Below are 24032 nucleotides of genomic sequence, written 5' to 3'. Positions count from 1 at the left end.
TTATCCCAATACCTCTTTTTCTTTCAGGCGTTTCCTGGTACGCTGCGGCAATTTGAACGCCGGTATCAACGCCAGCAAGATGATGCCCCCCGTTACCAGGAAACCGTCCTGCAAGGCATAATGCTGCGCCAGGCGGCCATCGCCGACCTTCGCCTCGAAATGCGCGAGCAGGTGCGTGTGTACGGCACTGCTGGCCGCAATGCCTACAGAGCCGCCCAGTTGCAGCATCAGCGTATTCAATGAAGTCGCCGTAGGCGTTTGCTCCGCATTCACCGAATTGAGCAAAGCCGTGGAAACCGGGGCGATCAGGAAACTGATACCCAGCCCCCGCAGGATCATACAACCCACAATCCACGCCGAAGATGTACCGACATCGATGCGCGCAAACAACATAAAAGACACCGACAAACACACGATGCCAAACAAGGAGATATTCCGGATCAGTCCCTGATCCGCCAACTTGCCGGAGACCGGACGGGTAACCAGCATGATTAGCGCATTGGGCAGTAACAACAGGGCACTCTCCATTTCAGAATAACCCAGGTATCCCTGCAACAAAAAGGGGAGGAAGAACATGCCGCCAAACAAGGCTATCGACCGAATACCTACAATGATGAAAGGCCGGGTAAAGGCGGAAATCTTAAATACCGACAGATCCAGCAAGGCATCCGGCCGGCGGGAAGAACGGAGATAGCCATAGAAAACCAGTGAGGTGATCGTCAGTCCGGAGAGGAACTGCCAAGACAACAGGCCATAACGGGACGCAAATGGAATAATGGTAGCCTGCAGCAACAAGATGAATCCAGCTAATAAAACATACCCCCTGATATCGAAAGGCGGCTTAAAGACCGGCATAGACTTCAGAAAACGCAGGTGCTTTATCGCCATGGCAATAGTGAGTATCCCAATGGGCAAATTGACATAAAAGATCGATTCCCAACCCAGGTATTGCGTAAGTATCCCGCCCAGCGTTGGCCCTAAAGCAGGGCCCATCACGTTGCCGATTCCCCACCAACCAATCGCACTGCCCCGTTTCTCCTTCGGAAAGGTTTCGCTGAGAATCGCCAGCGAGGTCGGCGCAATGGCACCACCACCAATCGCCTGCACCACCCGCGCCAGTATGAGAAAAGTCAAACTATCTGCCAGGCTACACAAACCGGAGCCGATCGTAAACAGGGCGATACTGCCCATATAGAGTTTGTAGTAGCCAATCCGGTTCTTCAGCCAGCTCGTCAGTGGAATGAACAGGGTATAGGTGATCATATAGGTAGTTACCACCAGGGCTACCGCATCCAGCTGCACATCAAACTGCCGCTGTATCACCGGCAGCGATACATTCACGATACTACTGTCGATGGCCGCCATCGAGGTTCCGATCATCAGCGTGACCAAAACAAGGGATCTGTTGGGGACCGCCGCCAACGAACTATTTTCCACTGCTTGATCTGTATTTGGTGCCATACGCGTTGGTTGCCTGAAAGGTACATAAATTTCATACCTTGCCTAAAACAGCATCGCACGATAATATGAAGATATACCTATTCGCCCTGACGACCATCGTACTGACCGCCTGCTCCAAAGGAAAAGAAGACCCAACTCGCCCACCCGCAGGCCTCATTGGTAAAATGAGCCTGAAATTAAAAACCTCCAGTACGGAATCTTTTTTCATTTCCGGCAAAAATCTTTTGATCAACTGGGGAGACGGAGAGAAAACGGAGATCGTTTCGGCAGACCAACAGAACATATCGCACACTTTCACATCGCCCAGGGAATATCAGGTTACCATAACAGGAACTGACATTAACAGATTCCATATCTTTTCCGGTAGCCTTACCGAAATCGATGTGCGGGAAAACCCATCACTCGTATCTTTTCAATGCACCGACGGTCAGCTGACGGCTATTGACGTAACGCGCAACGCTTATCTATCGGGTTTGATGTTGGACAGAAACAAGTTGACTCAGTTAGACGTAACGAAGAATCCTTTATTGGGATACTTAACCCTGGCGGGCAACGCGGTCCAGACGATCGACTTATCCAACTGCCCCAAGCTGGGCGTCCTGTCTGTCGTGAAAAACAACCTGACCTCTCTAAATATCTCTCTTCACACGTCGCTCATGAGGTTGAACTGCGACAGTAACCGCCTCGGATCCTTGGATGTTTCGAAAAACACACGTCTGCTAGGTCTCACGGTAAGGAGTTGCGCATTGACCCAATTGGATATTTCCAACAATAAAAAGCTGACCGGACTTGATGTATCTGGCAATCAGCTAACCGAATTGAACGTTATGGAGAACGTCCTGCTCGAACAATTGGAGTGCGCCGCCAATCGGCTGAAAACGATCGATGTTTCGCGTCAGCCTGCACTCTCCTGGCTATTCTGCGCCTCCAACCAAATTAGCAACCTGGATGTAACCCACAACCCCGGACTCGTCCAATTTGATTGTCAAAATAACCAGATTACTACATTGGATCTGTCGCAAAACACGAAACTGATTTATTTTTACAGTGGAAGAAACCAACTCAAAGCGCTCGACCTGTCAAAGGACACGGCACTTAAGCAAGTTACCTGCAGTAACAACCTATTCACAGCAGACGCCCTGAATAGCTTATTCAAAACGCTTCACAACAAGAACATTTCAAGAGAAATCAGCATAACCGGTAATCCCGGCGCCGCCAGTTGCGATCGATCCATAGCAACCGCCAAAGGGTGGGAGTTCAACTAAAGCAAACCGAATAAGCACACGCCTGCTATTGCCCGTCACTGGCTCCTTTTACAACGCTGGTGGCGGGCAAGTATATTCATACCCGTAACCAACCAATAGCTGATCCATAAATTATCCTATCTTGCCATGACCGGACCCGCCCTTACACCCAAAACTTAGCTATGAAAAAAAGGTTTTTCCGGGCATTCCTCATCGCATTCAGCCTCCTCACCGGCTGCCAACTACAGGCACAACTGCAAGGGCAGCCCCTTATCGACTCCCTACTCAAAGTACTACCCGCTGCCGCCAAAGACACGCACCGGGTACTGCTACTCAACCAGCTTGGCCGCAACTATGCCGGCATCAATCCAACGGAAGCTTTTAAGTATTGTAGCGAAGCTTTGACGCTCGCCCATCAACTACACTGGACCAAAGGCCAGGCACTGGCTTACTACAACCGGGGCGTGGCCTATTCCACCACCGGCGATTTCCCGGCGTCTTCGACCGATTACCAAACCTCCCAATCGCTGTACCGCACCATCAACAACCCAAAAGGCATCGCCGACAACTACAACGGCATCGCCATCAATTATATTTACCAGGCACAGTACACCGTCGCCATCAATTACCTCGACTCCTGCATACAGATCAGGCAATCGATTGGTGACAAAAAAGGGGAAGCCGATTGCTATAACAACAAAGGCGCCATTTACCAATACACCGGCGACCAGCCCCAGTCGTTGCAGGCCTTCAACGCCGCCCTGGACATTTTCATGCAGCAGCAGGACAACGAGCGCATCGCCGCCGCTTACAGCAACATCGGCACCGTGCATAAACTACAGGGACATTACCCCAAAGCCCTGGAATACCTGTTGAAAGCCCTAAAGACGGATACCGAGCTGAAGAAAACGGCCAATATCGTCACCGACCACGGAAATATTGCCAATGTGTATGCAGGGCAAAACAACCATACCGAAGCGCTGAAGCACTACAACATCGCTATCGATCTCGCACGCAGCATTGATGACAAGAACAGCATCGCTACCCTGGCCAACAATATCGGAGAGATCTATTACCAGCTCGACAAATTTCCGGAAGCCCTGGCATACGACTCGCTGGGATTGAAACTGGGCACCGAGATCGGCAATGAGGCCGTCGTCGCCAACGCTTACAACTTGATCGGAAATGTACACAGCGACCTGCGCCATTTTCCGGAAGCACTGCAAGGTTATGAAAAAGCGTTGAGTATGTTCCAGGCCATGGGCGACTCCCTACTCATCTCCTCCGTCCATGCCAATATGGGTATCGTATACGCCGCACAACAGCAATGGGCCAAAGCTGAACAATATTTCACCGTGGCCCTGCAGATCAGTAAACAAATTGGCGAACTGTCGGTACAGCAGTCGGCACACGAAGGATTGACCAATCTGTATACAGAAAGGGGCGCAGCCAGCAAAGCCCTCTATCATTACAAGCAGTTTGTACAACTGAAAGACAGTACCACCAACCTCACCAATACCCGGAAGCTCACCCAGCTGCAGGACCAGTTCTACTTCGACCTGCAATCCGACTCCATCAAACTCGAGACAGAGAAACGCTTCGCCATCGCTGCCGAGCAAAACAAAGAAAAGATCAGGACCGCCGTCATCATCGGCATTGCGGTGCTCGCCGTCTTACTGGTGGTCTTTTATTTCTACCGCAAAAGAGAACGCGACCGCTTCCAGCTGCAACAGGTACAGTTACGGCAAGACGCCCTGAAAGCCCAACTGGATACCCATTTCGTCAGCGCCACCCTGGAGGTTATCAACAGCCTCATCGAACACGGCAACAAAGCCAGTGCCAGCAGTTACCTGTTGCGTTTCAGCCGGCTCATCCGCAACGTGCTCAGCCATTCATTCGCCAACCAGGTGACCCTCAAAGCCGAGATCGACTTTCTCGACGACTATTTCCAACTGGCACGCCTGCAGTTTCCCGACAACCATATCCAATACGAACTGGACATCGATGATGCCATCGATACGGAAAGTACCCTCGTGCCCCCCATGATCTTCCAGGTATTGGTGGAAAATGCCCTCCGCCATGCCTTTAAATCGGACCGGGGCGGCCGGCTGCGCGTAAAAGTGGTCATGGAAGGGCTGCAACTCCATTGTTCCGTAGAAGACAATGGTATTGGCCGGCAGGCCGCCCGCACTTCCAATGGCCAGCGCACCTCTTATGGCACCACTTTGGCTGGTAAATTGATGAAGATATGGCAGCCCAACAACCAATCAGCTTTTGCCATCGAAGACCTCGCTGATGCGAGTGGTCAACCGGCAGGCACCCGGGCCACCTTTAGCTTTCCGCATACAACCTTATTGATATGGACACCATACTGAATTGTATAATCGTAGAAGACGAACCCATTCACAGCAACCGGCTGAAGAAATTGCTGACCGCCATCGACGAACGGGTGAAGATCCTGGCCATCTGCACCACCATCGAAGAAGCCGTAGAGAAGATCACCCGCCTGAACCCCCAGCTCGTATTCCTCGACATACAACTGCAGGACGAGATCCGCGGCGGATTTGAGGTGATCAGGCATTTCAAACATCCGGGTTTCGATGTATTGTTCACCACCGCGCACATCGATAACAATATCCTCGAGATACGCCGTTGTGGCCTCGGCTACCTGGCCAAACCCTATGTACAACAGGAGCTGGAAGATAACCTGCGCAAAGTATGGGAAAAACAGGTGGGGCAGGTGGGGGTAAGGCAACTGGAAACCCTGCTGCACAACCTCATCACCGAGCAACTCGACGAACAACTGATCTGGGTCAACCTCGCCGAAGGCAGCATTCCCGTCAAGATCAAAAACCTGGTGTATGGTAAAGCCATCGATCAGTATACCGCCCTGTATGTATTGGAAGAAGAAGGGAGCCATAAAATAGAAAAACTAACCACCTCCAAAGGCATCGGCGTATGGGCAGAACACCTGGCCCCACTCAAATTCTGCCGCAGCCACGACAGCTATATCATCAACCTGCGACATATCGCCAGGATCAATAAAAGCATGACCGTCACCTTACGGCATGTCGCCGAACCGCTGCCGCTGTCACGTACCGGTAAGGAACGGCTCAACGCCCTCATCAAAAACACATCGCCCCTCCATTTCCGGTAAATGATGTTTTCCGGGCATTGGTTTGTCGTATACCAATCAGAACAGCCAAATACCAAACGGCTGTTTTTTTGTTTTTAGGAACGCTGCTATTTGCTGGTCATAAGGGCCATACCAGTTTCGGGCCCACTATTAACCAAAAAACTTATAGCGTGAAAAAAACAAACCTGACTGTTTGGCGACTATTCCTGTCGCTCTGTCTTTTCGTTAGTGCCCCCGGCTGCTCCAAAGATGCCGGAGAAGATTCCACCAATACCCGGCCAAAATCATCCGAGAAAGCCATCACCGCCTTTTCCTTTTCCCTGAATGGTACCACCGTCAATGCTACTATTACCGGCACCAGCATCACGGCCACCGTGCCTCACGGAACAGCCATCACGGCATTGACCCCCACCATCACCCTGTCGGCCAAGGCCAGCATTTCGCCCCAACCGGCACAAGCCAGGGACTTCAGCAAAGCGGTAACCTATACCGTTACGGCAGAAGACAACAGCCAACAAACTTATACCGTTACCGTGTCTGTAGAAGCCCTGCAGCCGCTCACCATCGATTGCAACAACGTGCCTGCCGTATGGGAAGACCGGGGCGACGGGATAGACTACATCGTTTCCTGCGCCATCGTACTCAAATCCAATAAAACCCTCACCATCAAACCCGGCGTACGCATTCAGTTCAATGGCGAGGCTGCCGGCATCACCATATCGTCGAGCGATGAATGGTTGAAGATGGTAGGCACGGCCGCCAAACCCATCCTCCTGGAAGGCAAAACGGCGACTGCCGGATCCTGGATGGGCGTCAAACAAAACTCGAAGCATGCCGAAAACCAATGGGAGTATGTAACTATTCAGCATGCCGGCGCGGGTGCCAACAATGCCGCCTTGTTCTTTTCGGACAATGCGTATTTCCTGAACAACTCCAAAATAACGATCCGCAACTGTACTTTTAAAGACAACAAGGGATACGGTATCCGCGACGAAGACAATGGTTATTCCTACGACCGCACCATCTTCACCGCTTTCAGCAACAACAGCTTTTCCGGCAACACCACGGCACCACTGTGCATTACCATCAATGAGATCGGTTCGCTCGATGCACCCAGCAATTATGGCACCAACGGCAACAACTACATCGAAGTGCATGGCAAAAGCGGACTGCGTAGCAATGTGACCATCCCAAAGCTGTCGGTACCGTACTACATTTTCGAAAGTATCGGGCTCTACCAGAAGATGACGGTGTCGCCGGGTGTTACGATGCAATTCCACACCGATGCCGGCCTCAACCTCGATAAACAATACATCGGCAAAGGCACCTTCATCGCCAACGGCACGGCCGCCAATCCTATCCGCCTGGTGGGTTATAAAGCGGGCAAAGGCGTATGGCTGGGCTTGCAGCTGGAAAGCAACGATCCCGAGATCAGCCTGAACTATTGCACCGTGGATGGGGCAGGATCGAACCTCCACAGCAACGCCGCCTGCGTAGCCAACAAAAAAGCAGCGCTGAACTTTGGCTCCTGCGACTATACTGCCAAGCCGGTCGCCACCAACTGTACCATCACCAACAGTGGCGGCTATGGCATTATCTATAAGAAAACGGCGGTGGTCAATTTTACCGGTAATAGTTATTCGGGCAACACCCTGGCCAACGAAGTTACTTTCTAACGCAGTACACCACATTTTATCACCCTTATACACCTTCTTTGTATGAAACGCAACACGCTGTTATTGCCCCTGCTGCTGGTCAGCGCAGCAGGCTTTTCCCAAACCGATGAAAAGTTCAGCATCGAACAGGTCAAACAACAATGCGCGGGCATGCCCATCGAAAGCCGCGCGCGCATGAGCGTGACCCGCTTCACGGTAACCACCAGTACCACCGATCAGCAACAACAAGCTGCTACAGGCAGCAATGCCCGCAGCAACAATATTCTCAAGGGACTCGATATTCTAAAGGGCGGCAATGGCGCTGCCACACCGGCGGTCACCATACCACCTACACTGGGCGAAAACCTCACCACCATGCTCACCAATGCGTTGCAGGGCGTCAACTGCTTCCGCGTACTGGAGAGCCTGCAACACAACGACGATCTGACGGGTGAGATCAATGCCGGCAATACAGAACTCAGCAGCCGCAAAGCCCCCAAGGCAGGCAAGCAGCTGGGCGCCCAGATCGTGGTCACAGGAGAAGTGATCGAGTTCAGCGATAAGTCCAAGAAAGTACAGGTATTGGGTGTCGGTAGTGGCAAGAAGGTCGTGAAGATGGGCTTCAACCTCAAACTGATCAATCCCGAAACCAGGGACGTGATCGTCTCCCACGTGTTTCGGGTAGAATCGCGCACTGGCAAAAATGTATCGGTACTGGGTTTGGTGGGCACCAGCAACAGCGACCCGGCTACTGCCGCTGTGATGGAAGACGGGGTCATACAGGCCGTGCAATACATTGCCCGGGTACGCGATTCGTTGAAGATCGATGTCAACAATATTCCAGGCAGCTCTTCTTCCCAACCAGGAGGCATCAACGAGATCGAAGTGGTACTGGCCAACGCCAACTTTGCGAGCTATAGTGCCTTTGCGAAGTTGCTCAGCGAAACACCGGACTACCAATCACTGGAGAAATCACTGTCGAGCGGCACCGGATCCTATTCCGTAAAATTCAAGGGTAACACCGATCAACTGGTAGAAGCCCTGTTTCCCAAGCTGGGTACCAAATACGAGATCACCGACCAGCAGGATGGCAAGATCAGTGTGAAGGCCAAATAGCGCGGCAGCTATGGGGTCCGGCCGCTGATCAGCCAGCCTGTTGGAACTTGATGTCGTACGCATGCCCCACAAAAAACCCGCGGTGGCTGAACCGCGGGTTTACTGTTATAAGCTTTTGATACGAACACTGTCCGCCTCATGAACAAGATAAGTGAGCGGTTTACAAACGGAAGGTGGTTTGCAACCTGAAATTGGCAGGCGTGCCCTGGTAAAACAGGTACTCGCCAAATTCAGGGTACCACCAGCCACCAGTCGCGTAACGCTTATTGGCCAGGTTGTAGGCATTCAGGTTGACACTGAATTTACCGGTGGTATAGCTGAGCGCCGCATCAAACAAAGTGTAGGCGGGTAGGTAACGATTGCCTTTGTCGTGGTTCCATCCCGGCGATACCGCTCCACGTTTGTCGGTATACTGCATGCCGGCGCCCAATCCCAGTCCGCGCAACACACCACTGTTGATCTGGTATTTCACCCAGGCATTGGCCAGATTACGACAGGTGCCTGCATTCTGGATGCCGATCAGGGTTTCATCTTCGTCTTTGGTGATGAGTGGATCGACATAGGCGTAGTTGATGTTGACATACAGGTTGGCGTTGATCTTACCAGCGATATCGAGGTCAAGGCCGGTACTGCGGATCTGCCCGGTCTTCAGGAAAAATCCAGGGTGGGCAAAATCAGCCGTTCCCACTTCATTCTTGCGCATGTCGTACACCGAAGCAGTGACAGACAATTGCCGGTTAAACAAAAGCGCCTTTACTCCGATCTCATTGTTGCTGCCGATCAACGCCGGCAACCGGCCACCGCCGAAAATGGCACCCCGCTGTGACAGAAAACTTTCATCGTGCATCACATAGGCCGACAGGTTGGGCGTAAAGAGATAGGTGAGCCCAAGCCGGGGAGTGAACTTGTTATCGGTCACTTCATACTTCGGATCATTCTCATCTACATAATCCTGACCGGTCTTCAACTGGGTATAGCGACCTGCGAGGGTAACGATCAGTTTATCGTACACTTTGATATGGTCCTGTACATACAGGGCCTGCCATTTGTTGGTCGACAGCCAGGATGTTTCATTGGCAGGGTCCAATACAAAATCGGCCTTGGGCAAATAGTAGATAGGTTGCTGAAGAGCCAGGGGATATTTGTTCTCCCCCCAGTTACCATTGGAAGTACTGCCTTCGCTGCCATTGCCATAATCGATACCCAATAATACTTTGTGCTCGATATGTCGACCGGTAAAAAACTTACCATCGGCAAACAACTGCATATTGGTGAGCTTACCGGTCCAGTCGCTGGAGAATACATAGCGATAGAGCGTATCCTTGGTAGGGCTCAATCCTTCGGGATACATCGTGGTACCATCCCAATCGGTGGTCATGTGAGCCGCCTGCACATTGAGGGTCCAGTCTTCGTTGAACTTGTGCTTCAGGTGCACCCGGTTGTAAACATCGGCGCCCCAGAACTTGTTGAGGTTGGGATCTACCACGGCCAGGTCTACCGGTAAGGCTTTGAAATCTTCGTTGATCGTAACCGAATACTGCGAGTTGGCCAGGGCAGCTGCTTTCACATAGTTATGCTCGAGTGTGATGCTTGTATGCTCACTGAAATCATACTTGATCACGGGGCATATCCAATAGCGGTAGAAGTCACCGAACTGATAGTATTCATTTTTCTTCTCTGCGCCGATGTTGAAGCGGTAGGAGAGTTTACCATCTTTGACAAACTCGCCGCCGAGGTCTGCATAGGTCCGCATCATGTTCCAGCTGCCAATACCAAAACCAACTTCAGTAATGCGCTGGCGGGTGGGTTGTTTCGTGACAACGTTCACCAATCCACCGGGCTCGGCATTGGAGAGCATGAAACCAGCCGGGCCTTTTACAAACTCCATGCGTTCGATCATCGCAGCATCTTCCTGGGCATTCCACCAGATGGGACCACCTACACCGTTGCGGTAAGTACCATAGGTAGCATCCATGCCACGTATCTGGAAAGTAAGATCGAGCTCGGACCCATAACTTTTCGTAATGGCGCTGGAGATACGGAAGATCTCGCTTTTGGTGAGCAGGCCCATGTCAGTGAGCGTTTGGCGGGTGGCCACCGTTATGTTTTGGGGGATTTCTATCAACTCGGCATTCAAGCGCAAAGAAGTTGATGCCTTGGCAGCGATATACGATTTAGCGTTGGCGCTGACGATCACTTCAGAGAGGCTGTTTTCGGAGGTATTGAGATGCAGGGTGAGCTGGCTGGTCTTGCCGGCTTCTACCTGCACGGCTTGCTGCACCGGCTGATGACCCACCAGCGTAGCCGATACTACATAGTTACCGGGTGGCACCTGTTGCATCACAAATACACCCGAGTCGTTGGTGATAACGGGCTTGTGTTTGCCCGATAAGGAAATGGTCACATAGGAGGCGGGCTTGCCATCGGAGGTAACGACAAGACCTTTGATGGAGGGTATAGATTGACACCAGGTGGAAAAGGGTAGGAGGGACAAAAAAAGCACTGCCAGGGCAAATAACACTTGCCTTAGCCGGAGGGTGGCTACATTCATGTTGGGTTGTTTTGGTGCTGCAAAATTGTCTGGTTGCAGCAGCATCCCCTGACCCAATCAGGAAAAGGCGCTTACGCGAAAAGGAATAATCAGGTTATTGGGTAGACTTGACACCCTTGGCGGATCAGCATGACATTCGGCTGACAAAAATGACCGATCGCGGGCACCAGGTTTGTACAGGATGCAGTAAACCTACTATATGAAACAGATCCTTGCAATTATTGGTATGACTACAATATTCGCAGCTTGTGGAGATGGCAACGCCCCGCACGACGGCAACAGACCTGATACCAGTGGAGGTACTATCCCTCAACGGCCACCGGGAGAGAGCAACGCCGATACGATGAGCAACCGCGGAGATACCAGTATGTACCAGCGCATGCCAAACAAAACAAGTGATTCCTCGCACCAATAGTACTGGCTAAAAATTACCCGTATTGAGGAATTGAGCAGGAAGCACAATACCCGGTTTTATCTATACTTGTTCCAATTCGGGTAGAAGCTCTATTTTTGAGTGATCGATGAACACCGGATTCGAAACATACCTGCGCAACAATAGCCACCTGACCGACGACGAGATCGCACAGATCGCCGGCGCCAGCACCACCCGTTCCCTGTCACGCAACGAGTCATTATTGCAGGAAGGACAGGTATGCCGGCACAAGACCTATGTGATCAGTGGGTTGTTGCGTATTTATGGCCTGGTCGCAGATGGCAGCGAACATATCCTGCAATTTGCCCCGGAAGCCCACTGGACCCTCGACGCGGAAAGTTATGATCAACAAACACCTTCCCGTTTCAATATCGCCGCCATAGAGCGTAGCGAAGTCATCGTATGGTCCAAACCAGTCTTCGACCGCCTCCTGGCCGATATACCCGCCCTACGGGCTTTATCACAACAACTGATCGCCCGCAGCAACCACGGCAGCCGGCAGCGGCTGTTCACCGCCCTCAGCGCTACCCCGGAAGAAAAGTATGAAGAGTTCGTGCGCACCCATGCCGACCTGCAAAACAGGCTCCCCTTACACATGATCGCCGCCTACCTGGGCATCTCCCTCAAGACACTCACGCGCATCCGGCATGCACAGATCCGCCGCTAAGGGAATTATGGTCAAATGACCACGTTTGCCCACGCAGGGTGATCCAATTTTGTACCTACAAAATAGTAATTCATTATGCGTGTATTTGTAACAGGCGCTACCGGCTTTGTAGGATCGGCCGTTGTAGCGGAACTACTCCAAGCAGGTCATGAAGTACTGGGCCTTGCCCGCACCGATGAAGCAGCCACGGCGTTGCAACAGGCGGGCGCGGCCGTGCACCGTGGCAACCTGCAGGATCCGGACAGCATTGCAGCAGGCGTGGCCAACGTCGACGCTGTCATTCATACTGCCTTCAACCATGATTTTTCCCGCTATGCTGCCAGCTGCGAAGAAGACCGGCAATTGATCCATCGACTGGGAGCTGCACTGGCCGGTACCAACCGGCCGCTGATCGTTACTTCCGGTATTGGGGTGCTCAACAAAAGCGGGCAACTGATCACGGAACAGGACGTAACACCTCCGGCATCGGTGATGCCGAGAGCAGCTACGGAGGAAGCGGCACGCGCGATAGCAGCACAAGGTGTACGCACCTATATCGTACGGTTGCCGCACACGGTGCATGGCCGGGGCGATCATGGCTTTGTGCCCATCCTGGTGGGACTGGCCAAAGAAAAAGGAGCATCCGCCTGGATCGGCGAAGGGCAAAACGTATGGCCGGCGGTACATCGGTTGGATGCTGCAGTAGTATATCGGTTGATCGTAGAACAACAACCGGAAAAAACCGTATTTCATGCGGTGCAGGAAGGGGGTATTCCTTTCCGGCAGATTGCCACCACCATCGGCCAGGGATTATCGGTACCGGCGGTGACTAAGAATGGCGTGGAGGCGGAGCAATACTTTGGTTGGTTCAAACACTTTGCCGCCATGGATTGTCCTGCATCGAGTGAACAAACGCGACAGGTGTTGGGCTGGGAGCCGCGGGAAACGGGTCTTCTGAAAGACCTCGTTAGCAGCGATTATTTCTAACAGTATAAACGACGGGCAGGGATTATTTCCCTGCCTTTTTGCTGATCCATTGTTGGGTAGCATCTGTAAGGAGGGCGATCGTATCGGTCTTACCGGCCTTGAAAGAGTGATCGGCACCATCTAACTTAACAAGTGTTGCTTTCTTCAAGGAGGCTGTCACCTGTTCGATCAGGTCCCAGGTGGCCAGGGTGTCTTTGGTGCCTTGCAGAAACAGCATCGGCACTTTCACTTCCTGCAGGTGATCGGCCCGCTCGGTACCCGGTTTGCCGGCTGGATGCAACGGAAAGCCAAAGAAGATAAGCCCTTTGACGGCTTTGTTGGGATTTGCGGCAATGTATTGGGAAGACATGCGCCCGCCGAAAGATTTACCGCTGACGAACAGGGGCAGGTCGGGAAAAAGAGTTTGTGCTTTGGCGATGGCAGCCTCGATGGTTTGATGGGCTACTGCTGGTGTATCGGGTCTGCCTTTCTTGTGTTCGGCAAAGGGAAAATTGAACCGTAAGGTGGCAATACCCGCTACTGCCAGTCGCGCAGACAACTGCTCCATAAAGTGATGCTCCATGCCTGCACCGGCGCCATGGGCCAGCGTAAGGATGGCAGTAGCCTTCGGCGGCGCGTTCAGGATGGCAGACACTTTACCGATGACAGGAGAGACCGTAATTTGCAACGAACGGGTAGCCATATTGAATTGTTTGGCCACAAAGGTACATCAATGTATGTGACCCGGTACAGGCTGTTCAGAACCGCTTGCCAAACGTGATACCCGCCTGCGGTATCACGTCGCCGTTGGTATCGTTCTGGAACACGCCCGCTAAGCCGATACAGAGATCGTTGCGCAGCACAAACTGGTATTGTAAAGACAACAGATAGCCTACCGAAAATTTATTCTGCGATGTGTGGTTGTCGTATCCGATCAGGTAGGTGGGCTGCCCGGTAACCGATGGCGAATACAAGCCGTACCCGTCATCGCCATTGGAGGCAGACTGAAAGCGGCCAAAAGGCCCCAGGCTGACCTTCAATTCAGAGCGGGCTACCTGCACCAGGCTCCAGCCTGCCAGCACCCCCAACTGCGCACTCGCCGTGGTGAACCGTACGGAATTATCCATCCATTGTGTAGTGATCGGATGCTGTTGGAGAATGCTGAATTTACTCCAATTGATCAGTCCACGCAGATCGAGGTTCAGCGAAAACCGCGGTGAAAGATAGTTGGAATAAGTAGACGCAAACGCCACGCCACTCATATCCCCGGACCCATTGCGGCTCCAGCCAGCAAACAGCTGCACCGCTTCCAATCCCTCCATTTTGACAGGATCATAACGTGGGGCCCAAAGCGCCGCCGGTCTGGCTGCCTTTGTTGTTGGTGCGGGAGTCGCGCTTTGGGGTGCAGCGGCAGGGGTGGTCGCTGGCCTGGCCTGTGTGGCTGGCGTCGATGCACTTCCGGAAGTGGCTGGCGCGGTAGGCATCGACGCGCTCCTGGGTGTAGCCGGCGATGCCGGCAAGGCTTCACTGCCTGGCATGGCAGACAAGGCAGCATTGGACGTGGTAGCAACGGATTCGTCTACGGGTAGGGATGCAGCCGCTTCCGAGAAGCCGCTATCGATCTGGATACGTAGCCGGGGTTGATTGTCATGATCCGGGGTTAGTCGTTTGGAATGACTTGCCTTGGGCGTCGACTGCGCTGGCTTCACTTTCACCGCTTCGTATAAGATGATGTGATTGCCTACTACTTTATACCGGATACCCAACGATTGCTCCAGTACTTGCAACCAACCCGCCAGGGTTTGCCGGGGCCGGGTATTACGCACCAGGTTGTCGGCACCCACCCGGTTAGCGCTGAAAGAAAACTCCACCCCGGTTTGCCGGGCAAACTGGTGCAGGAGCGAATCGAAGCGAATATCGCCTGTCCTGATCGAGATGGTCTTTTCGAAGATGGCCTTGTTGACCTGCGCGCACAACGCTGTGTGCCTGCTGCAAAAACAGACTAGGAGCAAAGAGAGTAGTGTTAATTTCATGGCTGTACTTTTTAATGGGCAGGGCAACCCACGCCGGTGATGACGATGGTATTGCCTTGCTGTGAACTATGAAGATTCAAGGTAGCATCGATGATCTGCAGAATATATTCCAGCGACCGTTGGTCAAACCGGGCCGTCACACGGCAATCGCCGGTAGCCGGATCTTCGAATCGAAATTGCCGGTTGAATGTCTTCCCGAGTGAAGCATACACTTCCCGCAAGGGCACGTTGTCGAACTCAAAGGAATGGGTGGCGTAACTCATGCTGTTAATATCTACCGTATCCGACAGTCGCAACGATTTCCGGCTGGCGTCATATGTACCAGATTGACCTTTTCGTACCGAGATCTGCTGCTGGTCGGTGATCATATTAACCACGCCCGACAGCACCTGTACTTCAATGTTACCGGACGGCGTAATATCCTTCACATTGAATGCTGTACCCACTACTTTGATCGTGACATCGGCTATGCGGATCGTGAAGGGGCGGGTACTGTCTGGCACTACTTCAAAAAAAGCTTCCCCCTGTAGTTGCAGATGTCGATGGGTAGTACCAAATGCGCCCGCATACTGTATAGCGCTGTTATGATGTAAAGTGATGGCAGAGCCATCGGGCATGGTTATCTGTTTACTATTGTCCGCACCGGTGGCTTGTTGCTCCGTCAAGGCATTGGGTGAGGGGGCCGCCACCTGCCTGGCCGACAGCCACCAACCAACCGTGGCGATGACCAGTAGCCCAATCGAGGCGGCTACCGCCATCCGGGGTCCTATCCTTCGCAGCAGGGACGGTTTACTGCCTGCACGCAAGCGCTCCTGCAGTTCCTGCCACTCCCCATCCACAGCGGGCGTTAGGAGCACCGGTGCCCCCGGCAACCGTTGCCACAGCTGGTACACGTGCTCGAATTCCTCCGCATTGGCAGGATCGATGAGCCAGTCTTCGAGCGCCATGGCCTCGGCCGGCGTGGCTTCTCCCGCCAGGTATTTGACGATGTCGTCGGTCTTGTTGGTTGGATCGTTATGGTTCATGACTGGGATGGTTTCAGCGGATAAATAACAAAACAAGGGAGGTAAGGGCCAGGTCCGACAGTTGCGTACGGAGCAGCTTGAGGGCCTTGCTCATTTGTGCTTCTACCGTCTTGACCGAGATATCGAGTTCAGCGGCAATAGCATCGTACTTCTTCCCTTCGAGCCTGCTTTTGCAAAACACTTCCCGGCATCGGGGCGGCAAAGTCTCGATGGCCAGCCTGATCCGTTCGCGGATCTCCGCCTCCTCGGCAGTATGAACATGTACGGTGGTGATACCGTCTGCCAGCTGCGCGTGGTGGCCTTTCCGGATGGCCCGGTTACGGATCGCATTCAGCGACAAATGATAGACCGTGGTATAGAGGTAAGCCCGGCCTGCATTGGGCAGGTCGATGGAACTGCGTTTTTCCCATAACTTCAGGAAAGCCGATTGCACAATGTCTTTGGCTTCGGCATTGTCTTTCACCATAGTAAAAGCATAGCCGAACAACCTTTCGAAATAGGTATAGAAATATTGCCGGTAGTGGGCTTCCGCCGTCATAGTTGCTGTGGTCGTTTTGAATGCACAGGCTGCATAATTTTCCATTCGCCCTGTCAGTATCATAAAGCGTAGACACATCATTGTCTGAATACCCTTACGCGCCCGGCTAAAAAGTTCGGTCAAATTATCACCTTTTGGCCAATCAGCCCGGTAAATGCCCCCCAACTACCGGTTTTAATGGCCGAACGGACCCACCGTTCGCATCGCCGACCGCAAATGACTATATTCGCAGCGCACACCCATCGTGCACCAAAAACACCAGCCATGGCATTCAACCACGATACCTCCTGGGACCTGCTGACCAGCACGCTGGCCCAACAACTGCCTGTGCAAACCGCCTGGCAGCAGTTCATCGATGCGCACGCGCAACAATATCCCAAGCCTTATTGGGACACCCTGAAGGCGATCGATACTGCCAAAGAGCAAGCTGATATTGTAGCCTGGATGAACGAAGTGGTCACGGAAGAACCTGCTCCCCCCGGCATCTCTGCCATCTGGATAGGACTGTTCAAATTTGCCGATGAAAACGACGCCACGCCGCTGTTATCGATGGTCGGTGCCAACGCCTACGACAGAGACGACGCCGATTGGGCCACGGAGCCCGATTATGAGCCCGCCAACCGCTATGTGCAATTGGCTTCCCTGCTACATATCGACAATACCATCAAACCGCATACAGCAGATTATGAATTCCTGGATTGGATATTGCCACTGGCTTATGCGGCATTTGCCTTTGATGAGATTGCCCGCACGCAGCTGGACAAAACACTTTTTACCCGGGAGGCCGGCAAGTTACACCTGACGGTGGGACATGATAGCGGAGATTATATCAATGTATCGCCCATCGGGGAATAGACAACAAAACGAATTAAAAGCAGATAGCGCCCGATAACCGGCGCTATCTGCTTTTAAGTACTTATTGGATCTTTGTCGTAAAGGTCGCCTCGATATCGGTACCCGATTTTTGGCTGTCTACTGCGTCGGCCGCAGCTTTGTTGGGCGGAACAGCGGGGTAGTGGCGCAGCGTCACCTTGACGCTGCCCGTAGCGGCCGCCGTGGTCGTCCACACGCTGTGCAGGCCGAGGTCAACACCATTGGCATCTTTATCCAATCCGCTCACCGTGATATTGGAGCCGGTGGCCGGGGTAAAATAGAAACGGTGTGCGGCAGCTTCTTCTTCAATTTCTTCTGTGATATCCTCTACGGGATTCGCGGTCTTGTTGAGCAACTGCAGGGCTACATCATAAGACTTTGACGGAGCCAGTACGATCTGGTCGATCGTTGGGGCTGCACCACCGGGACCATCGGCATCTTCAAACTTGTACACCAGGGGCGAACCACCGCCCTGGGGCGTAAAGGTCAGTTGCAGGGTGGTGATCACCTCTTCTTCATTGGTTTCGCCTTTGTCTTTCTTACAGGCGGTGAAAGCAGTAGCCACCAGCAGGGCTGCGACGCTCAAACGGAGGAATTGTCTTTTCATACTCTTTATGTTGTTGGTTTATTGACGACTGGTAATAGGCAGCTTCAGGCGCAGGTAAATATTACGCCCCATCTCATCGGCGAAATACCGCATACTGTTCAGGTAGTCTCTATAGACTTTATTCAGCAGGTTGCGTACGCCGATGCTTACCGTCACCGGCATCCGTGCCGTGAGCGGTATCGTGGTCGAAGCATGCAGGTTGATCAAGGCATAGGCAGCAGGCGGTACCTTGTAATCCACCTTGCCCTGTGATTCGTCGGGGATGCGCGTTTGCTCCAACACCTGCTGCCACTCCACCGATACGTAACTACCCAATAGCTTTTTATGATCGCGGAAATTGTAGGCGAGTGCTGTACTGAACCGGTCGGCCGGCATTTGCGTGAGCCAGTCACCGATTTGCCGGTTACGGGCACGCAGCAGGGAAGCGCGGGAGGTCCATTCCAACGATTGCCGGGGGCGCACGACCACCGACAGATCGAGGCCCGTAAGACTTGCATCTGCCTGCTGGTAGCGGATCTTGGGGAAGGCGCCCGCGATAGTCAGCACCGGCTCTTCGGGCACCGGTTGCCGGTAAATAAAATCATCAATGCGGTTGTGATAAACATCTACTTCGGCAGAAAGCGTATTGGCTTCATTGTGCCACTGCACACCGAGGGAGAGATTAATACCTTTTTCCGGATGCAGGTTGATATCTCCTTCTTCATAGGTAGCCGTACCATGGTGAATGCCGTTGCTCAACAATTCGTTGACATGCGGCGCCCGCTGCGACAGTGAGAGGGCGCTATTGATCTTCCAGTGGTTGCCAGGCTTGAAGGCAGCATGGACAGAACCGGCGAAAGTGCTGAACTGAAAATCGTATTGATCAAAACTGCTGCCACCCGACAGCAAGCGGTTGGTAGAGATGTGTTTATTGTCGTATCGGGCACCTGCTTGTAGTTCCCAGCGATGACGGGCCCATTTCTCCAACACATAAGCGCCCCAGGTATTGGATTGGTAATTGGGAATAAAGTACCGGCCGGCATAAGCATTGTCTTGCTGCATGGCAGCTACGCCCACTGTGCCCTGCAGGTTGTGCCAGGAGGGATGTTCCCAGCTGATGTCTTCCGACAGGGTGGAGATGGACAAATTCAGTTGGGGCGTTTTGCTGGAACTGGCGCGTACAATATCATACTCTTTGCGGTTGTTGAACTGACCAGCCAGTTGCACCGTAAACCGGTGACCGTTGAGCGAGAACTGTGTTTTGGATTTGGCCAGGTGGTGGGTGACATCCTGGTAGGGGCGACCGATGGTGTACGTATTTTGACCCAGGAATACCGGATCGGGGCGATCGGCCCCCGATGGCTTGCTGTAAGTCGCTCAGGTTGCCGATATGCGACCCCTGGAAGATGCCCACCTTGGTATTGAACTGACTGTAGAATAATTCGGTATTGAAATGTTGTTGGCGCCAACCAGCGGTCGCCGAGAAATTATACTCTTCACTGCCCGTATTGTTGAGCCGGTAATGGGGCGTGGTCGCATTCGCTCCTTTCTTGAACGTGCCCTGTATGCGATACGCAAAAGCCGGTAGCTGTTGAAACTGCTGCTCCCATACACCGGAGGCTACATATTGCCGGTTGTTGGTAAAATAGCCCGCATTGAGCTCTGCCGCATAGCCGGGCTTGTATTGCAAAGGCCTGGGCTGCACCAGGATCACGCCGCCGATGGCATCGGACCCATACCGCAAATCATCGACGCCTTTGATGATCGTGAGTTTGTCGGCGATGAAAGCGTCGATCTCGGGAGCATGTTCGTTGCCCCATTGCTGTCCTTCCTGCCGTACGCCGTTGTTGATGGTCAACAGGCGGTTGCCATGCAAGCCATGAACGATGGGCTTGGCGATGGTGGAGCCGGTTTGCAACAGGGTAACGCCATTGATCTTCGCCAACGCTTCGGAGATGGAGAGCCCTTTGGCCTGCTCGAGTGCACGACCACTCAGTTCTTTCTTAAAGCCCGTGTTGGGTGTTCCCTTTTGCGCTTCCACTATCACGGCAGAGAGGGTACTGCGGGCATGTGGCATCACAAGGTCGGCATGGCGGTCGCGCTCCAGCCGGATCTTTTGCTGCACGGTACCGCAGCTGATATGGGTCACCTCAAGGGTATAGCGGCCCGTACAGAGACTGTCGAACCGGAAATCGCCGGCCGTATCAGTTAATACCTGCCGGTTCAATGCCAGCAAGCGGACGGTGGCGCCGGCCAACGGCTCGCCGGTATCCTCGTCGGTAATATGACCCGTTAACTGGAACAGGCAGGATTGTGCCATGCCTTGCTGCCCTGCTAACAGGACAGACAACAGAATTAGTCTTAACAACATCGTGTAAATGATAATAGTGAAGCACCTGCTGGTGCAGGATGCCCGGAATGAAAGCAATAAAACTTATACTAAGGCAGGCGGACCACGGCCGTCAACAACAGACGGAGCCTGCAGGCGAAGATGGGTGAGGAAGTGCTGCGTAGTAGCCGTTGGGAAGAGCAGAGGAGGCGTTATCCGCGGCTGCGCAGGATGACCGGTAAACGGAGATTCGGCTACCTGGTCGTGGGTGTTACAACTGAAGCCGGCGGTATCGAGCTGATCTTCGTCGGTATCGTGGGTGTGCACCGCGATATCGCGGTGATCGGCAAACAGGTCATGCAGGTATTGCCGGGGCGTGATGCTGAGCGTAAACAACAGCAACATGGCCAGGGCCACCAGGGGTTTTATGACGGGATGTGCCTTCAATTACATTGATACAGGGTTGCAAATTAGGGAAACTCCATCAATTGACAGCACCGTCCATAATTCTAATCTCTTTTTAAAGTGCGGGCACCAACATGCCCCCCGATATTCCCGCCACCATACGACCCGCATGGCAACAGGGTTGTTGCGAAATCGGTGGCGGCGGCATGTATAACAAACAGGGCGATAATCAGTAAGCGGTCGCTGCAACCTTGCCCGGAGATCGCCCGCACCGCCTCCCCCTTGCATATATTTTGTATATTTAGCCAGGACCAAATGCACGCGTATGTTGATAGCTGTACTCCTGGGATTTGTATTCGCGCCATTGTGGAACTTGCTCGGCAGGTGGATCAAAGGAAGTTTTTCCTGGCTGCCTGCCTTGTTGCCGGCGGGTTTGTTCCTCTACTTCGCCTCTTTATATCCCGTCACCCAAAACGGTCCGCTGCTGACCAGCACCCCCTGGATACCGTCCATGGGCGTCAACCTCGATTTCCGGCTGGATGGGCTTTCCCTGTTGTTTGCCCTCCTGATCACCGGCATCGGCACGGGGGTATTTATCTACGCCTCCTATTACCTGAAAGGACATCGCCACCTCGATCGTTTCTTTGCTTATATCAGCTTTTTCATGGCATCGATGCTCGGTGTCGTGCTGGCCGACAACCTGCTATTATTGATCATCTTTTGGGAGCTTACCAGCATCAGCTCTTATTTCCTGATCGGATTTGACCACGAAGCCGCCAAATCACGCCGCAACGCCTTACAGGCACTAGTAATTACCGGGCTGGGTGGCTTTCTGCTGTTGGCCGGCTTTGTGCTCATCGGCACGGTGGCTGAGAGTTTCTCGATTGCTCAATTGCTGGGTACTGCCGGCAGCCTGCAAAACCACCCGCTGTACGGTTGGATGCTGGCCCTGGTCTGTGCGGGCGCCTTTACCAAATCGGCCCAGTTCCCTTTTCACTTCTGGTTGCCCGGCGCCATGGCCGCGCCCACACCGGTATCGGCCTACCTGCATTCTGCCACGATGGTCAAAGCAGGCGTGTACCTGCTTGCCCGGTTCACGCCCATGCTAGGGGGAACCGACTACTGGCAATACACCCTGATCTCCTTCGGTGGAATCACCATGTTGTACAGCGCCTTCCATGCAATGCACCGCAAAGACCTCAAAGAAATACTGGCTTACAGTACCGTCGCCGCCCTGGGCATGCTTGTATTTCTTCTGGGCATTGGTACACAGCAAGCTTTGTTAGCTGCCGGTGTATTCATATTGACCCATGCTTTGTACAAAGCCACCCTGTTTCTCGTAGCCGGTATGCTCGATCATGAAACCGGCACCCGGCATATTGAAAAACTGCGCGGCCTGCGCAAAGTCATGTGGCCGGTCGCCATCGCTGGCGGCATCGCCGCCCTCTCGAGTGCCGGTGTGCCGTTGACCTATGGATTCATTGGCAAAGACCTCATCTACGATGCTACGTTGAAAGCGATCAACTGGCCCTGGGTATTGACCGCCGTGGCACTGGTCACGAATATACTCGTGTTGTATGCCGGCTTTCAGGCGGGCATCAGGCCCTTCACCGGCCCCTTGCCCGATCATCACCGGACCTTGCATTTGCCCAACGCGCGACTCTGGTTACCCGCTTGCGTACTCGCTTTGTTGTGCCTCGCATTCGGCATCCTGCCTGCGCTGACCAACGGGCTGGCCGGTGCCGTAGCGAGTGCCATCGCTAACACACCCGTCGATGCCCACCTGGCTATCTGGCATGGATTCAATACCGTGCTCGCCCTGAGCGGCCTCACTTTACTGGCTGGCTTTTTATTGTATGGCTGGTTTGCACCGCCGGAGGGGAAACTGCAACAACGCTGGGAGCACCTGTCGCCCGAAAGCCTGTACCGGAAAGCAGGGCAGGGGTTTACCTGGTTTGCCGGTAAGTACACCCGTCTGTTGCACAATGGCAACCTTCGGTCGTATGTATTCTCCATCATCACCTTTATCATTCTCTTATTGGGTACTAAAATACTGACGGGTGTACACTTGTATTTCGACCGGCGGGCGGTGGTGGGCGGTCTGCGCCTGTACGATGTCGTGATCTTTGTAGTCACCCTTGCCGCCATCTGGAAAAGTATTTCCACCAACTCCCGCATCACCGCCGTGGCCAGCCTGGGCGTAGTGGGCTATTGTATCTGTTTGCTGTTTGTCATCTACAGTGCGCCCGACCTGGCCATGACCCAATTCACCATCGATACCCTCACTGTGGTCTTGTTTGTACTGGTATTGTTTCGCCTGCCTCGCTTTTTACGGATCAACGACAAGTTGTGGCAGGATGGCATTCTCGCGGCACTCTTTGGCGGCCTTATCTCTTTGATCGCATTGGGCGCGCTGAATGAGCCCACCACCAAAGAGACCAGTGAGTTCTATGCAGAGAATGCGTATCTGCTGGCCAAAGGAAAGAACATCGTCAACGTGATGCTCGTCGACTTTCGTGGCTTCGATACGATGATTGAAATAACCGTGCTGTCGATCGCAGCGCTCGGTGTATATAGTTTAATGAAACTCAGGATCAGTTCAGACAATAAAGAATAACGTATGAAGAGCATTATCCTCAAGACAGCCTCTACCTACCTGCTGCCGCTACTCTTGTTGTTTGCGGTATTCATTCTGCTTCGCGGACATTACAACCCGGGTGGTGGTTTCGTGGGTGGATTGATTGCCAGCATCGCTTTTGTGCTGCATGCCTTCGCCCACGGCCTGGTTGAAACGAAAAAGATGTTGCGGTTTGTGCCCAGCGCCTGTATTCCTGTCGGACTGGCCATCTCGCTGATCAGCGGTTTTGTACCGATGGCCATTGGCCGCCCCTTCATGAGCGGCGAATGGTTGTCGGTGCAGGTGCCCATCATCGGGTCCATCGGCACGCCCTTGTTTTTTGACATCGGCGTTTTCCTCGTCGTGATCGGCATCACCCTCACCATATTGTTCACCATATCCGACGGTATTTTATAAT

20 protein-coding genes and 1 pseudogene are annotated in these 24032 nt (G+C 53.2%); 11 read left to right on the top strand and 10 right to left on the bottom strand.

All coding sequences use genetic code 11. The features are described 5' to 3' along the window. A complete protein-coding gene (locus P2W70_RS16360) occupies window positions 1–1461 on the bottom strand; it encodes an MDR family MFS transporter (RefSeq protein WP_276482568.1) in 1461 nt (486 codons plus the stop codon). Window positions 1462–1526: 65 nt separating this feature from the next. Here P2W70_RS16360 and P2W70_RS16355 point away from each other — a divergent pair, with 65 nt between their 5' ends. From P2W70_RS16355 to P2W70_RS16335, 5 genes are all read left to right on the top strand, one after another. Next, window positions 1527–2726, top strand: coding sequence for a hypothetical protein (locus tag P2W70_RS16355; RefSeq protein WP_276482567.1), 1200 nt, complete (start codon window positions 1527–1529; stop codon window positions 2724–2726). Between the two features lie 161 nt (window positions 2727–2887). After that, complete coding sequence (locus P2W70_RS16350; RefSeq protein ID WP_276482566.1) at window positions 2888–5080, top strand: tetratricopeptide repeat protein; 2193 nt, start codon at window positions 2888–2890, stop codon at window positions 5078–5080. Beyond that, window positions 5065–5862: a LytR/AlgR family response regulator transcription factor gene (locus P2W70_RS16345; protein ID WP_276482565.1), complete on the top strand. Its 798-nt coding sequence runs from the start codon at window positions 5065–5067 to the stop codon at window positions 5860–5862. Before P2W70_RS16350 ends, P2W70_RS16345 begins: the two co-directional genes overlap by 16 nt. Before the next feature lie 149 nt (window positions 5863–6011). Continuing rightward, window positions 6012–7517 carry a DUF5018 domain-containing protein gene (locus tag P2W70_RS16340; RefSeq protein WP_276482564.1) on the top strand — a complete coding sequence of 502 codons (1506 nt, stop codon included), beginning with the start codon at window positions 6012–6014 and terminating at the stop codon, window positions 7515–7517. 42 nt (window positions 7518–7559) lie between these two features. Further along, complete coding sequence (locus P2W70_RS16335; protein WP_276482563.1) at window positions 7560–8612, top strand: CsgG/HfaB family protein; 1053 nt, start codon at window positions 7560–7562, stop codon at window positions 8610–8612. A gap of 160 nt (window positions 8613–8772) precedes the next feature. On the opposite strand, the gene P2W70_RS16330 is transcribed toward P2W70_RS16335, so the two are convergent. Continuing rightward, on the bottom strand, window positions 8773–11163 hold the full coding sequence (locus P2W70_RS16330; RefSeq protein WP_276482562.1) for a TonB-dependent siderophore receptor: 2391 nt from the start codon (window positions 11161–11163) through the stop codon (window positions 8773–8775). Window positions 11164–11389: 226 nt separating this feature from the next. On the opposite strand from P2W70_RS16330, the gene P2W70_RS16325 reads away from it, so the two are divergent. The 3 genes from P2W70_RS16325 (at window position 11390) to P2W70_RS16315 (ending at window position 13229) form a co-directional block, all read left to right on the top strand. Continuing rightward, window positions 11390–11578: a hypothetical protein gene (locus tag P2W70_RS16325; protein ID WP_276482561.1), complete on the top strand. Its 189-nt coding sequence runs from the start codon at window positions 11390–11392 to the stop codon at window positions 11576–11578. 106 nt (window positions 11579–11684) lie between these two features. After that, window positions 11685–12263, top strand: coding sequence for a Crp/Fnr family transcriptional regulator (locus P2W70_RS16320; RefSeq protein WP_276482560.1), 579 nt, complete (start codon window positions 11685–11687; stop codon window positions 12261–12263). 75 nt (window positions 12264–12338) lie between these two features. After that, complete coding sequence (locus P2W70_RS16315) at window positions 12339–13229, top strand: SDR family oxidoreductase (RefSeq protein WP_276482559.1); 891 nt, start codon at window positions 12339–12341, stop codon at window positions 13227–13229. 22 nt (window positions 13230–13251) lie between these two features. Here the strand turns inward: P2W70_RS16315 and P2W70_RS16310 are convergent, their stop codons facing one another. The 4 genes from P2W70_RS16310 to P2W70_RS16295 are packed head-to-tail and all read right to left on the bottom strand — an operon-like array spanning window position 13252 to window position 16849. After that, a complete protein-coding gene (locus tag P2W70_RS16310) occupies window positions 13252–13911 on the bottom strand; it encodes an alpha/beta hydrolase family protein (RefSeq protein WP_276482558.1) in 660 nt (219 codons plus the stop codon). 55 nt (window positions 13912–13966) lie between these two features. Beyond that, window positions 13967–15241, bottom strand: coding sequence for a DUF4974 domain-containing protein (locus P2W70_RS16305; protein WP_276482557.1), 1275 nt, complete (start codon window positions 15239–15241; stop codon window positions 13967–13969). A gap of 11 nt (window positions 15242–15252) precedes the next feature. After that, entirely contained in the window at window positions 15253–16266 is a 1014-nt protein-coding gene (locus P2W70_RS16300; protein WP_276482556.1) for a FecR domain-containing protein, read from the bottom strand. 13 nt (window positions 16267–16279) lie between these two features. Continuing rightward, the gene (locus P2W70_RS16295) at window positions 16280–16849 is read right to left on the bottom strand and encodes an RNA polymerase sigma-70 factor (protein ID WP_276482555.1); all 570 of its coding nucleotides are present in this window, start codon (window positions 16847–16849) and stop codon (window positions 16280–16282) included. A 219-nt stretch (window positions 16850–17068) separates the two neighbouring features. On the opposite strand from P2W70_RS16295, the gene P2W70_RS16290 reads away from it, so the two are divergent. Further along, complete coding sequence (locus P2W70_RS16290; RefSeq protein ID WP_276482554.1) at window positions 17069–17659, top strand: hypothetical protein; 591 nt, start codon at window positions 17069–17071, stop codon at window positions 17657–17659. A 61-nt stretch (window positions 17660–17720) separates the two neighbouring features. On the opposite strand, the gene P2W70_RS16285 is transcribed toward P2W70_RS16290, so the two are convergent. From P2W70_RS16285 to P2W70_RS16270, 4 genes and pseudogenes are all read right to left on the bottom strand, one after another. After that, window positions 17721–18284 (bottom strand): hypothetical protein, encoded by a 564-nt coding sequence (locus tag P2W70_RS16285; RefSeq protein WP_276482553.1) that lies wholly within the window; start codon window positions 18282–18284, stop codon window positions 17721–17723. Window positions 18285–18302: 18 nt separating this feature from the next. Next, window positions 18303–19571 carry a TonB-dependent receptor gene (locus tag P2W70_RS16280; RefSeq protein WP_338119865.1) on the bottom strand — a complete coding sequence of 423 codons (1269 nt, stop codon included), beginning with the start codon at window positions 19569–19571 and terminating at the stop codon, window positions 18303–18305. A 415-nt stretch (window positions 19572–19986) separates the two neighbouring features. Then, a pseudogene (locus P2W70_RS34390) lies at window positions 19987–20583 on the bottom strand (carboxypeptidase regulatory-like domain-containing protein); the annotation flags it as partial. A gap of 114 nt (window positions 20584–20697) precedes the next feature. After that, window positions 20698–21039 carry a hypothetical protein gene (locus P2W70_RS16270; protein ID WP_276482551.1) on the bottom strand — a complete coding sequence of 114 codons (342 nt, stop codon included), beginning with the start codon at window positions 21037–21039 and terminating at the stop codon, window positions 20698–20700. Between the two features lie 283 nt (window positions 21040–21322). Between P2W70_RS16270 and P2W70_RS16265 the strand changes: the two genes are divergently transcribed. Beyond that, window positions 21323–23614, top strand: a complete 2292-nt coding sequence (locus P2W70_RS16265) for a putative monovalent cation/H+ antiporter subunit A (RefSeq protein WP_276482550.1) — start codon at window positions 21323–21325, stop codon at window positions 23612–23614. Window positions 23615–23617: 3 nt separating this feature from the next. Beyond that, a complete protein-coding gene (locus P2W70_RS16260) occupies window positions 23618–24031 on the top strand; it encodes a Na+/H+ antiporter subunit B (protein WP_276482549.1) in 414 nt (137 codons plus the stop codon). Window position 24032: the final 1 nt, after the last annotated feature.

Origin of the sequence: Paraflavitalea pollutisoli (assembly GCF_029360705.1) — a bacterium.
Lineage (GTDB): Bacteria > Bacteroidota > Bacteroidia > Chitinophagales > Chitinophagaceae > Paraflavitalea > Paraflavitalea pollutisoli.
This window is presented reverse-complemented; position numbering and strand designations above follow the sequence as displayed.